This is a genomic window from Corynebacterium sp. HMSC075F02 (genome assembly GCF_001838335.1).
Lineage (GTDB): Bacteria > Actinomycetota > Actinomycetes > Mycobacteriales > Mycobacteriaceae > Corynebacterium > Corynebacterium jeikeium_D.
The window spans coordinates 206,951-219,544 of sequence record NZ_KV836313.1 but is presented as its reverse complement, the minus strand read 5'-3'; the positions used below and the strand labels follow the sequence as shown (position 1 = coordinate 219,544).

At 56.7% G+C, this 12,594-nt stretch carries 9 protein-coding genes; 3 read left to right on the top strand and 6 right to left on the bottom strand.

The features are described 5' to 3' along the window. Positions 1-113 precede the first annotated feature (113 nt). Complete coding sequence (locus HMPREF2920_RS07300; protein WP_070566694.1) at positions 114-1,835, top strand: DUF5635 domain-containing protein; 1,722 nt, start codon at positions 114-116, stop codon at positions 1,833-1,835. Positions 1,836-1,971: 136 nt separating this feature from the next. On the opposite strand, the gene HMPREF2920_RS07295 is transcribed toward HMPREF2920_RS07300, so the two are convergent. The 4 genes from HMPREF2920_RS07295 to HMPREF2920_RS07280 all read right to left on the bottom strand — a co-directional run bounded on the left by HMPREF2920_RS07295 (position 1,972) and on the right by HMPREF2920_RS07280 (position 6,789). Next, the gene (locus tag HMPREF2920_RS07295; RefSeq protein WP_070601000.1) at positions 1,972-3,183 is read right to left on the bottom strand and encodes a restriction endonuclease subunit S; all 1,212 of its coding nucleotides are present in this window, start codon (positions 3,181-3,183) and stop codon (positions 1,972-1,974) included. Continuing rightward, positions 3,180-4,229, bottom strand: coding sequence for a virulence RhuM family protein (locus HMPREF2920_RS07290; protein ID WP_070566698.1), 1,050 nt, complete (start codon positions 4,227-4,229; stop codon positions 3,180-3,182). The genes HMPREF2920_RS07295 and HMPREF2920_RS07290 overlap by 4 nt, the downstream gene beginning before the upstream one ends. Beyond that, positions 4,222-5,799: a type I restriction-modification system subunit M gene (locus HMPREF2920_RS07285; protein WP_070566700.1), complete on the bottom strand. Its 1,578-nt coding sequence runs from the start codon at positions 5,797-5,799 to the stop codon at positions 4,222-4,224. The genes HMPREF2920_RS07290 and HMPREF2920_RS07285 overlap by 8 nt, the downstream gene beginning before the upstream one ends. Positions 5,800-5,898: 99 nt before the next feature. Beyond that, positions 5,899-6,789: a class I SAM-dependent methyltransferase gene (locus HMPREF2920_RS07280; RefSeq protein ID WP_246816238.1), complete on the bottom strand. Its 891-nt coding sequence runs from the start codon at positions 6,787-6,789 to the stop codon at positions 5,899-5,901. A gap of 93 nt (positions 6,790-6,882) precedes the next feature. Between HMPREF2920_RS07280 and HMPREF2920_RS07275 the strand changes: the two genes are divergently transcribed. After that, a complete protein-coding gene (locus HMPREF2920_RS07275; RefSeq protein ID WP_070566702.1) occupies positions 6,883-8,061 on the top strand; it encodes a glycosyltransferase family 4 protein in 1,179 nt (392 codons plus the stop codon). Here HMPREF2920_RS07275 and HMPREF2920_RS07270 read toward each other — a convergent pair. Both HMPREF2920_RS07270 and HMPREF2920_RS07265 read right to left on the bottom strand, forming a co-directional pair. Beyond that, a complete protein-coding gene (locus HMPREF2920_RS07270; protein WP_070601001.1) occupies positions 8,041-9,873 on the bottom strand; it encodes an MmpA family trehalose lipid delivery protein in 1,833 nt (610 codons plus the stop codon). The genes HMPREF2920_RS07275 and HMPREF2920_RS07270 overlap by 21 nt on opposite strands. Positions 9,874-9,965: 92 nt before the next feature. Then, positions 9,966-11,126, bottom strand: coding sequence for a cell envelope lipid trafficking protein PgfA (locus HMPREF2920_RS07265; protein WP_070854117.1), 1,161 nt, complete (start codon positions 11,124-11,126; stop codon positions 9,966-9,968). A 196-nt stretch (positions 11,127-11,322) separates the two neighbouring features. On the opposite strand from HMPREF2920_RS07265, the gene HMPREF2920_RS07260 reads away from it, so the two are divergent. Then, a complete protein-coding gene (locus HMPREF2920_RS07260) occupies positions 11,323-12,591 on the top strand; it encodes an acyltransferase family protein (RefSeq protein ID WP_070601005.1) in 1,269 nt (422 codons plus the stop codon). The last annotated feature ends 3 nt before the right edge of the window (positions 12,592-12,594 follow it).

Below are 12,594 nucleotides of genomic sequence, written 5' to 3'. Positions count from 1 at the left end.
GTGCAGCTAATCCACCAAGGTTCCCACAAAAACCACAACCGCTGTTAGAATAAGGGGGCTCTAATCTAACAATCCCCAGGTGGTGGTTCGCTGTGGCTCCGACTTTGCCGGGAATGAAAGCTCGCCGGGAGCAGCTGATAGCTCAAGTTGACGCTATTTTGGAGTCGGCAATCGACGATTGTGTGCGTAAAACCAAAGAGACCCAGTCGATTGATTTCAAAGAGGAAGCTGGCCGACGTAGAGGTTCCCAGATTGAACCTGGTAAGTCGGAGAATCCGACAGCTGCCGACAAACTTGCCGACGAAGTGGCCTGCATGGCCAATACTCCTGGTGGCGGTGCCTTGATTGTTGGAATCGAGGATAAAACAGGGCGGATTATCGGTACCGAACTGGACATAGATTGGTTGCGGCAGGCTATCTATAGCCGGATTGATATTGCGCCCGATGTTGTCGAAAAGCGTGTGCAGGGCCAGCGAGTGCTTGTCATTTATGTTGCGGCAGCCTCTGAACCCGTTGAAGATACTGGGAACAGGCTGCGTTGGCGTGTTGGTGATTCGTGCAAGCCGGTGGACCGGTCGGAATGGTGGGAGTATCGGCGTGCGCAGGACGGCTTTGATTCAATGGCGCAGGTTAGTGCCGCAACACTTTCCGATGTCCGTCCCGGTGCCCTGGCGTTGGCCAGGAAATGGGACCCAGTGTTTGCCGAGCTTACCGACCAAGAAGTGCTGCACGGCATTGGTGCTCTTGATGCCAATGGATTCCTATCAATGGCAGGAAAGCAGCTATTTACTTCGGCAGGGCGTACGGTTATTGAGCTCAGCATTTTTGATGTTCACGGTGGTCAGGTGCTTAACAGAGTGGTGCCGGAACCTGAGAAGTCGTGTCTTGAGCAGCTTGCGTACATAGAGCAGGCTCTGAATGTGGTGAATAAAAACAACACTGTGGTGGAGGGGTTCGTACATAAGCCAGTGCCAGAGATTCCACGCGGTGCAGTGCGTGAGGCGATGCTAAATGCCATGATTCACCGCGATTGGAATCGTAGCGAAGCCATTGATGTGCGATGGATTGAGCTCGACAGCACCTTGATTGTGCGAAGCCCCGGTGGTTTTCCAGGAGCAATCACCGAAAACAATGTGTTAAGTAACCGTTCTGCTCGTTACCCCGCTCTGGCTGATGTGTATCGCGCAATTGGGCTCGTAGACAAGCAGGGTGTTGGGGTGGATCGCATGTACCAATCGATGATTGCCCTGGGGCATCGGCCGCCCACCATTGAAGAAGTAGCGGGCCCGTTTGTGGAAACGACTTTGGTGGGTGGCAGTCCCGTGCTGCCCGTTCTTGAGCTGATGTCAAGGATAATCCCGCAAGCACGGCAGGAAGATTACCGCATTGCAATCGTGTTGTATCTACTTTTTCAGCGCCCATTTGTCACGGTTGCGGAAGTAGCGCGTGGGCTGCAAGCCGGGCCTGAATCGGCTCACAATGCCCTGGATGCAGCCCGACAAACGACGGTACTGGGTGAACCGCTGATTGTCCCCCATGCTGGAGTGTGGGTGCTTGGCGAAACATGCCGAGCAATCTTGCGCAAAGCTGAACCGACGCCATTCTTGCCTGCGCGGTACCTCACCACCGATCAGGATGAACTCCAGAAAGCAGCGATGTTGTGGCTGTGTGAGGTTGGGGATATCGCTACAAGTGACCTCATGGTTCTGTCTGGAAGCTCCCGCGGCACAGTGAAGGCCTGTATCGACGTCATGGTAGAAACCGGCATTGTCACTGCCATTGGCAACGGCCGATCGCGCAGGTATCGGCTCACTAATCCGTCAAGGTCCCTGTAGAAACCGAAATCATTGTCAGATTAGGCACTGCCTAATCTGACAATCCGGAGGTGGGCGATGAATGCGGAAGTATCGCTGACCTGATGGAGCGAGGGAAGTCCGGCGTCCCGCTGGAACTCGCCGACGCCTCCCTGGTTTATGCCGAAAGCTCCTTAAACGTGAGTAGTTGATCCCGGTAGAACTCGTATTGCTTCCGGCGAGCTTCAATCTCGGCAGGTAGGCCGGAGGTGAGGTCGTTCACAAGTGCATCGAACTTATCGAGAATATTGACGATGCGCTGCTGTTCTTCGAGGGGAGGGACGGGGATAGTCACTCGTTTAATCGCATTAGCATTGAATTGGGGTTGTCCTGCTTTGCTGACCAAAAAATTAGCCTGCTGCCAGTAATGATTGCTTTGCATGAAGTGCCAAACAAAACGAGGATTTGCAATCTCTTCGTCGACTTTCATTCGAATCAGAAACGAAGCATAAACAGCCTGCTCTTCACCTTCAGTGATTGCACACTTGCCATAAGATGCTCCTGTCCGGGCTATTAATAGATCCCCAGGAGAAAGAACATATTTTTGCTCAACTACTTGGCGATCAAGAAACTTGCGTTCTTGGTTTCTGATTTTTCCGTTACCATCAATATCTGTAATTCGAAGAAACCTGTAACTTCCTGTTTCTTGGGCAGTGGCAGTTAGGCCGTACCTGAATTCTGCAATATCCTCAAATTTTATTAAGGGGTGCGAGTCAGTGTGGATTAGTGTGTCGCGGTAGAATCCAATTTGCTTTTTCCTCGCTTCCAGCTCCGCTTCCAGCTCCGCTTCCAGCGATTGGAAGGTATCGAGAATTTTTACGATTTCTTGTTGGATTTCCAAAGGAGGGCATGGCAAGAGGATTTTCCCCATATTCGTGCCCGAGATGGAGCGGACCTTTGTGCCGAAAACAAACTTTCGTTTTTGTTTCTGGAAAGGTAGTGAGCGTAGAAAGTATGAAACAAACTTAGGATTTAATTCAGTTGTAAAGATCAATGTGTGGTTACTAACTGCGACTGAATCTTCACCTAGCCAAGCAACTGCTTTGCACAAATCTTCATCATTTTCACTGGTATCTGCGATGATAATGTCGCCTGGTTGAGCTTTCTTTGCTTTAGAGAATGTTAACGAGGAAACAAATGACTTAGTTTCCGTAGCCGAGATTCCGTAGTGGGTATAAATCTGTCCGTAGTGGATACAGCCGATACCGCTTTCGGTGAAATCTTTCTTCTGGACCCCACCCCCACGACTGAAAGTGCCAACCTCGCCCAGCGGTTTGTACTCCACACCATCCGGGCAGAGTTCCTCGATGAGCTTTTCGATTTGGTTCACTTCTGCTCCTTCGGTGGTTGCTGAATCTGCTTCTGAACTGCAGTGATTTCCTTGAGGTAATCCCGTTCCACACCACTCGGTTGGGTATCAATCACAGTTTTGTACTTCTCGTATTCCGCATGGGCCTTCTGTATCGCTTGGCGGTGGGAAACCGTTCCTGCTCCCTCCAAGGACTTGCCACCCATCGCCGCAATCATTGTGGTGAGGTGATCCATCCAGTCCGCCATATACGTTGGCTGGTGCATCTGCGCACGGAATTCTGCCGCATCGAAGTAGGCAGAAACCAAGGTATTCAGGCGTTTTAGCTCATCCTCGGCAAGGTAGTTTTTGGCAATCTCCACCTCAGCCTTGGTGATGCGCTCGCCCTTCCAATTCGTCAACCCCATGTTTGGCTTTGCGGCATCCGAACGTTCGTAAACCACCTCGGCTGCCGTGTGGCCGTGAGCACCAAAATGAAGTTTATTCTGGACCGTCGCAAAGAACTGCTTACTCACAGCGGCGCGCGGATCGTAATCCACGCTGGTGGCGTACAAATCTAGAACCTGGCGATGAATGACCTTCTCACTAGAGCGAATATCGCGGATGCGCTCCAGCAATTCACGCCAGTATGTTCCGCCACCGCCCTCTTTCAGCCGCTCATCATCCATGGCGAAGCCCTTAATCAGGTATTCGCGCAAAACGCCTAGCGCCCACTGCCGGAACTGAGTACCCCGCAAGGACCTCACTCGGTAGCCCACGGAGATAATCACGTCGAGGTTGTAGTGCTCCCGCTCGCGCGAAACTTCCCTTGAGCCTTCGAGTCGAACTGTTCGGAATTTCCGAACAGTTGCCTCTGACCTGGGCAGCTCGCCTTCCGCAAACACATTCCTAATATGTTCGGAGACATTCGCCTTCGACGACTGAAACAGCTCCACCATTTGGGCCTGGGTGAGCCAGACGGTTTCGTCGACAAGCCGTACCTCAATGCGAGTAGCACCGTCGTCCGTGCGGAACATCACCAGCTCGCCCGCAGACGCCATGCTCATGTCGCCGTTCATGTCAGACATCGGTGCGGGTTCCCTCAAGATCTGCCACAACCTCATCGATGGCCTCGCGCAGCTGGCACTGGCGCTCCACAATGCCAACGATCTGCTTATTCAGCTCCACGATGTCAATGACCTCGCGGGTGTCTTCGGGTTCGACGTAGGAGGAAACTGCGATGTTGTAGTCGTTATCCGCAATCTCCTCAGCGGGCACCAGCTTGGTGAAATACTCCACATCCTCTCGGGCAGTGAAGGCATCCAGAATCTTCTTCTGGTTCTTGTCATTCAGTCGGTTCTTGTTGCCACTGCGCTCGAACTCTGCGGAGGCGTCAATGAAGAGGACCGAATTGTCCTTCTTCGACTTCTTCAACACGATGATGCAGGTTGCGATGGTGGTGCCGAAGAAAAGATCCGGCGGCAACTGAATAACCGTATCGACATAGTTGTTATCCACCAGGTACTTGCGAATCTTCTTCTCCGCGCCGCCGCGGTAAAGCACACCGGGGAACTCAACAATTGCGGCTGTGCCATTCGTCGCAAGCCACGAGAGAATATGCATCGTGAAAGCCAAGTCAGCCTTTGACTTCGGCGCAAGGACGCCTGCCGGTGCGTAGCGCGGATCGTTAATCAGCAGAGGATTGTTATCGCCCTCCCACTTGATGGAGTAGGGCGGGTTGGACACGATTGCCTCAAACGGCTGGTTATCCCAGTGCGCAGGTTCAGTGAGTGTATTGCCCAGCGCAATGTCGAAATTGTTGAAGTTCACATCGTGCAAAAACATGTTGATGCGCGCAAGGTTATACGTGGTCAGGTTGATTTCCTGGCCGTAGTAGCCCTCGCGGACACCGCCCACGCCCAGCACCTTCTTGAACTTCAACAGCAGTGAACCGGAGCCAACAGCCGGGTCATACACCCTGTTCACACTCTTCTTGCCCACCACAGTGATTCGAGTCAGCAGCTCAGAGACTTCCTGCGGCGTGTAGTACTCGCCGCCGGACTTGCCTGCCTGAGAGGCGTACATGCCCATCAAGTATTCGTAGGCATCACCGAATAGGTCGATGGAGTTGTCATCGGCTTTAACCGTGAGAGGCATATTGCCGATATGCTTCATCAGATCGTAGATCTTGTTATTGCGTTCGATGACCGAGTTGCCAAGCTTGTTGCTGTCCAGGTTGATGTCGTCGAAAAGCCCTTGAAGATCGCTTTCGCTAGCGGTGCCTTTTGCAGATGCTTCGATATTTTTGAATACCTGCTGCAGTCGCTCATTGAGGTTCTCGCGGTAGTGTTCGTCAGCTGCCTGCTTGCAGACGTTGGTAAACAACTCAGAGGGCAAAATGAAGTAGCCCTTTTCCTCGACGATACTGGTGCGTCCCCACTCAGCATCCTTGTCAGAAAGGGAAGCGTAATCCGCGTCCTTATTTCCAGCGGCGCGTTCTCCGTCATCGATGTACTCGGAGAGCTTCTCCGAGATAAAGCGGTAGAACATCATGCCGAGCACATAAGACTTAAAATCCCAACCATCCACGCTGCCACGCAAGTCGTTGGCGATGTTCCAAATAGTCCTGTGCAGCTGTGCCCGGTCTGCGTCACTCATAGTGAAAATCCCCGCTCAATTAGTAAAAATGCTTGAGCTCCCAGTCTAGTGGCAGACGATACGAAGTCAGGGGAGCACGCTCCGAGAGAAACTGACCCCCTACCGCTTCCGCAGCACTAGCACCAGGTTCGACACCGCGAACTCGCGCAGCCCCGGCACGTGCACCATCCACCAGGCCCACCACGGGTGGTAGCGCGGGAATGCGGCCAGCAGTTCGCAGTCGCCGGCCTCCGCCGCAGCGCGCGCCCACTTCAACCCTTCGCCGCAACCGACCTTGAACAGGGATTCGCCAAAGTAGTTCTTCGGCCGCTTGCCGTGCTTCTTCTCATACATGCGCCGCGCGCGGTCGCCACCCAGGTAGTGCGTCATCCCCATCTCGTGGCCGCCGAACGGGCCGTACCAAATGGTGTACGAGTAAACGACCAGTCCGCCCGGCTTGGTCACGCGCAGCATTTCCTCGCCCATCGTCCATGGCTCGGGCACGTGCTCGGCAACGTTCGATGAGTATGTCAGGTCAAAAGCATCATCGCGAAACGGCAGTTCCAGCCCCGATCCGCGTACCGACGACTCCAGCTTGATACCCGCCGCCGCCATCTCGCCCACATCTGGTTCACAGGTGTAATATTCCACGCCACGCTGGGCAAATGCTCGGCCAAAGTACCCCGGGCCGCCGCCGACATCAAGGATGCGCTTGCCACGCAGTGCGGTATTCGTCGTAACGCTTGACGACGTGCCCCCTGCGCCCGGCGGCTCCGCCGTACCAGCGGTGCCCCTCGCATCCACCGCGCCCACTGAACCATCCGCGCCAGCCGCGATGCCTTCTAGGAGGCCGATGGTGTCCTCGGCAAGGTGCCCGTAGAAGATATCGGGATCGGTTTGCTCGTATTTGAAGTCGTTGAGCAGACCGAATGAGCGCGACAGCGTAGCAAAGCTGCGCAGCTCTTTCAGAGCGGGCGGGACGATAAAAGCGGGAAAGCGAAAGCTGGTCACGTCAAACAATCTAATGGACTGGTTGGGTTTGGGAGTATGGATTTGAGCTAAAGCGGCAACGAAAGCCGCGCCGAGCGTTAGGCTCATATTGTTATGAAAATCTTATTGTTGTGTTGGCGCGACACTGGTCATCCCGAAGGTGGAGGTAGTGAGCGCTATTTGGAGCGCGTCGCAGGTTACCTTGCCGACCAAGGCCACACTGTGGTGTTCCGCACGGCCAGTTACCCAGGCGCACCGGCCCTTTCGCGTCGTGACGGCGTGACTTTCTCCCGCGCTGGTGGAAACTTCTCCGTCTACGTGCGCTCCTGGACCGCGATGTTGGGCGCGCGATTTGGCGTGGGGCCAATTGCCAAGGCGCTTGGCGGCAAGCCGGATGTCGTGGTCGATACCCAAAACGGTGTCCCCTTTTTCGCGCGGATTTTCTCCGGCGCACCGACGGTGCTCCTGACACATCACTGCCACCGTGAACAGTGGCCAGTGGCGGGGCCGATTATTAGCCAGCTGGGGTGGTTCATCGAGTCGCGTCTGTCGCCGATGATTCACCGCCGCAGCCGCTACATCACCGTTTCCGAACCAAGTGCCGCTGAACTGGTAGAACTCGGAGTGTCGCCGGGGCGCATCGCGGTGATTCGCAATGGTGTGGACCCGATTCCGGAGGAATTGCAGTCGACCGAAATCATGGCAGACCTATCCGAGTGCGACGGTCCGGCACCGCATCTGGTGACGCTGTCGCGATTGGTCCCGCATAAGCAGATTGAGCACGCCATCGATGTGCTCGCAGATCTTGTGCAGGATCGTCCAGGTGCGATTCTCGATGTTATTGGCTCGGGCTGGTGGCACGACAACCTCGTGGAATACGCCCGTGACAAGGGCGTTTCGGATCACGTGGTCTTCCACGGGCAGGTCACAGAGGCGGATAAACACCGCATCCTCTCCAAGGCATGTCTGCATCTGATGCCTTCGCGCAAGGAGGGCTGGGGGCTCGCCGTCATCGAATCGGCGCAGCACGGCGTGCCGACGGTCGGTTACCGCTCCTCAGCGGGATTGCGCGATTCGGTCAACGACGGTGAAACTGGCCTGCTGGCCAGCGATGAAGCGGACCTAATTACCAAGACACGACAGATTCTCGATAACGGCGAACTACATCGCGCCATGTCCAAGGCCTGCGTCGCCCGTGCTGCGGAATTTGGCTGGGACAAAACCGGCGAGGCAGTTCTGAATGTCTTGGAAAACCCAACTCTGGACAATCTGTTACCTGCGGCGGGGCAGTAGCGCTTCCTTTACTCCAGCCAATAGTCCCGCCAGCAGCCCAGCGAGCAGGCAAAGAGTCCAGATTCCAAAGGCTATCCACGCAGCTGCATAGGCCCCCTGGCTTGGTTCTGTGGTCGGATCGATAACGCCGGGGACATGGTATAGCTGCAGGTCAGGTGTTTCATAGACGGGATCTAGCGCTGCCACAATGTCAGCTGAATCGCCGAAGTTGCCGGGCGAATTCTCCACAAGGACCCAGCCAACGCCCTGGTCCCGAAGGCTCTGGAGCGCAGACGTAAGCTCCTCCTGCCTCTTCGCGCCACCGAGCAGTGTGCGCTCAACGGTTGTGGCTCCCTCGCCAGACACCGACTGCCCAGAGACGATCAATTCGCCGGAGCTCACCACCGGAGCGGGCAAAATCTTCGTAGCCGGGTCGAGGACAGGGCGCCCATCAATGATGCGGTAAGAACCGGCAGGCAGAACCGCAACGCGATCGTCGTCAAGCGCGACGACACCGGAAACCGCCGACCAGCCCTCCCATGACGGAACGGGGCGTAGTGGAGCGACATCGGCGGGCAGCGTGGGGACAGCGGCAATGATGATGAGCGCGCTGACGCCAGTAGCCAACCACTGGCCGATATTGGCGGTGGCACTGCGCGCGCGGCGTGCCAGGTACTCCGCACCGCTGGCGGCGAAGATGACATAGGCGGGGACAGCGAGCGCGATCCACTTTTGTGCATCGCGAAGCAGACCCGCCCCCGGGATGTGCTCGAGCGCCCAACCCATCATCAAAATGCCCGGCGTTGTTGCGGCGAGAGCGACGAGCACAATGCTCACGGCGCCGACGATAATCAGCCCCCGCCAGTGCTCTTGCGAATGCCAGACACGACGGAATCCCAGCCCCATAAGCACCAGGAGTGCCAGCACCATGATCGCCGAAAAACCAGCCTCGCGCGTCAGTGGCACAGCCTGCTTATTCCAGATGCCACCCAGCCCCAACAGGCTGCCGAGCGTGCCGACGTGAGCCTCTGCTCGGGCCGCAAATGCGGCAGCGCCAGCAACATCGGAGGACCCAGCTGCACTCGGGTTCAGCAAAGATGCCACCAGCCACGGTGAACTGACCGCCACTGTTGTGGCCGCAATCCTAGCGCGGTCGCGGTTATTGCGGGCGGCAGCAATGCCGGTGATACCAGCTAAAAGGGCACCAGTCGGTGTGAGGCCCGCAGCGGCAATGGCGCTGGTGCGCCACAAAGCACTACCCATCTGTGTTGCCAGAACTACTGCCGGAAGTAACAATACGGCGATGACCAGTGACCACTGTCCCTGGAGTAAACGCTCGACGACGAACGGGTTCCAGAGCAGCATCGTCGGTGCGATCAGCTGACTGGCCAAGCTCGGAGTCATGGGGATAAGGCCGGCACCGGATACGCCACTAGTGCCAGAGTCGTGGCGAGTGAACCTGCGGGCGAGCTCAGCAGCTGCAAGACCACCAATCAAACAGGCGCCGACCATGGCGAAGCGCACCCAATGGCTGGCATCCACAAAGTAGCCCAGTGCCCACAGTGCGGTGTCCTGCGGAACAGCTCGTGCCGCAGCGGGGCCGAGTCCCAGGGCCGCGTCGGTAAGCGGTGGGTGATTGGGGATGACCATGTCGCGCAGCAGAAACATCGGTGTCCCAAAGCGACCCTCAGCCGGGGCCTTGTGCGGCACAAAGAGAGGCCAGCACACGGCAGCGGTCAGTAAGAGAATCCACGACAACACAAAAACCCAGGCGACTCGCTCCGAATGAGAGCGAGCCGACTGGGTCAGAGTAGTGCGGAAACGTTGTGTCACGTGCCCTATATTAAATTATTTTTAGATTTCCTCAGTGAAACTCGAGCTAAGCGAGTGCCTGAGGCATCTTAAGGGCCTCGTGGCTTGGTCCCTTAAGCAGACTTGCTGCGAATGCGGAAGCCAATCACGATGAGAACCAGGCCGAGGATGCCGAGGATCCACGGTGCGACAGTGCCACCGATAGTCAGCGACTTACGGGCTTCCTTAGCACGGTCCATCTGACGGCCCTTGGAGCCTTCGTCCCACTGTGCGGTGTACTTCATCGCGGTGCGGTTCTGCTCCTTGGCTTCCTTCTCACGGCCAGCCTTGGAAGCAATTTCTTCCGCTTCTTTGTCGTCCTTGGCGTAGAACATGAACATCTCTTCAGTACCGTTGACGATCACGCCAGAGGTTGGCTCGACGCGAACAGTACGGACGTTGGTGTAGTAACGATCCAACTCGACGTCGTCGTCACCCTCCAGGCCCCACTTGTGAGCCGGGAAGCTCAGGCGCATGGAAGCCAGCGAGGACTTGTCAGCCTCGGTGAGCTTGCGGCCGTCGCGAGTGAAGTGCTCGGTCAGGGACTCGTAGAGGTTCTGCGGCGGAATGGTCATGGAGTACTTGTAGACCTTGACGCCATCCTGAGTTTCCTCACCGACGAAGTCGATCTCGAAGTTACGCATCGCCTGGACGTCGTAGTACGGGTAGGACTTCTTCTCGGCACCAAACGGGAACTGGTACTGGATGCCCGGACGGGTGAACGTCGGCGGCTTGGTGTCCGAACCACCCTGGGGTGCGTTAATAGCAACGCTGGAGATCGGGTCATCTACCGGGTACGCAGTACTGCGGTCAACAGTGATGCGGTCGAGGGTCGCATTGATGAGGTTCTTCGGCTCTTCGCGGTCATCGCGCAGCAGGGTGGTACCGACCTGGAGGGTTGCGATCTTGTCGTCAGCCGGCTCCTCGATCTCAACGTGGCGCTTCGACTGCATCGGAGTCTTGTCGTTGATGAAGCAGTGGACCGGGAGGTCGCGCTTCTCTTCGTCCGTCTCTGCCTTGCAACGCGGGTCATTCTTGCGGTTTGGCGTTGGCTCATTCTTGCCCAGCTGGCTGGAGTCCAACAGGGTGCCGTCGCGCACCTCCGTGATGGTGTCGCTCACAGTGTCAAGTGGGATGCCCCGGAGGCGAGGCACCAGGAAGGTTGGCAGAAGGACGGCAATGACAATCAATGCAGCACCGATGATAATCAGTGCATGTCCGAGAGTTCTCTTCATCAGCGGATAGTCCTTTAACTGTACGTAACTTTCTGCTGCAAAACCTAGCAGGAAGTTAGAAGTTATGTGGTGTGTTTTTTAAAAATAACTTGTCAGGAAAACAAAAGAGTTTTGGAAAAACCGGCCTGAACAGGACTTATTTCATAATAGAATGCAAGTAATTTTACTCATTCCGGTATCCGTGTAAGAAAGTACTATGACGTCCAAGGCATTTGCGGCAGCGCCGAACGCTAGGCAAGACACAGCGTCGAGCTCTGTGCCGAACTCTACGCCGAGCACTGCATCCAGCACTGTATCGAGCACTGCCACCACATTCCGCCCAGGCTTCCTGCCCTCGCTGGAGGGGCTGCGGGCTGTGGCTTCGATGGGCATCATCGGTACGCACGTCGCATTCCAGACCGGGCATGATGTGGGAGCCCTGTGGGAGCGTATCCTCGGCCGCTTCGACTTCTTCGTGGCCGTTTTCTTCGTGCTGTCCGGATTCCTGTTGTGGCGTTCTCACCGCTCGGGTTATGGCGGAACCCCCCGTCGTAAAGCATTGGCCGATGCCGACGGCGGACGGAATAAGAGCTGGGCGAAGTACTACAAGAAGCGCGTCGCGCGCATTATGCCTGCGTACTGGGTGCTGGTGCTTATTGTGCTCATCGCACTGCCGGTGGGGCGTGGCGCGGATCTCAAGATTTGGCTGACAAACCTGACGCTGACACAGGTGTATTTCTCCGGCTCTCTGCACGGTGGGTTGACGCACCTGTGGTCATTGTCAGTGGAGGTCGCGTTCTACATCGCGCTGCCGCTGTTTGCCATCGGGCTTAGCCGGTTGGACCCGCATCGCCAGCAGGGGCGCCGCATAGTGACAATTTCCCTGCTCGCAATCTTGAGCTTCGGCTGGCCCTACCTGCCACTGCCGTACCCAGAAGGCGTTAACCCGCATATTCAGCCGATTGCATACTTTTCCTGGTTCGCAGCTGGCATGATTCTCGCCGAGCTGGAATCGCTCCAGGGCGTCGATACCGATGCTGCCCGCGCGAGGGTGGTAACCATGCAGCGCTGGGCTCGCCGCCGCCCACTGTGGCTGGCGATCGCCGTTGGTGCGCTGGTCCTGGCTTCCTACCTGGGGCCCGAAGGGCTAGTCGAGCTCACCAACTGGGAATTCACTCGCCGTCAGCTGTGCGGGCTGGTCTTCGGTGCCGCCATCATCGGCCCCTGGACGATGGCGCCGGAGTCGCGCTTCCTCGAACACCCCATCATGCAGGCGCTGGGACGCTGGTCGTACGGCATCTTCCTCTGGCACGTGGCGATGCTCTCCATCGCATTCCCGCTGCTTGGTGTGAAGCTATTTACCGGCCATCTGCTCAGTGTCACCATTGTTACGGTCGCACTGTCGATTCCAGTGGCCGCCGCCTCCTACGCGCTCGTCGAGGAACCTGCCCGCCGCTTCTTCGCACGCGTCTGGGTCAACCGCTAACGG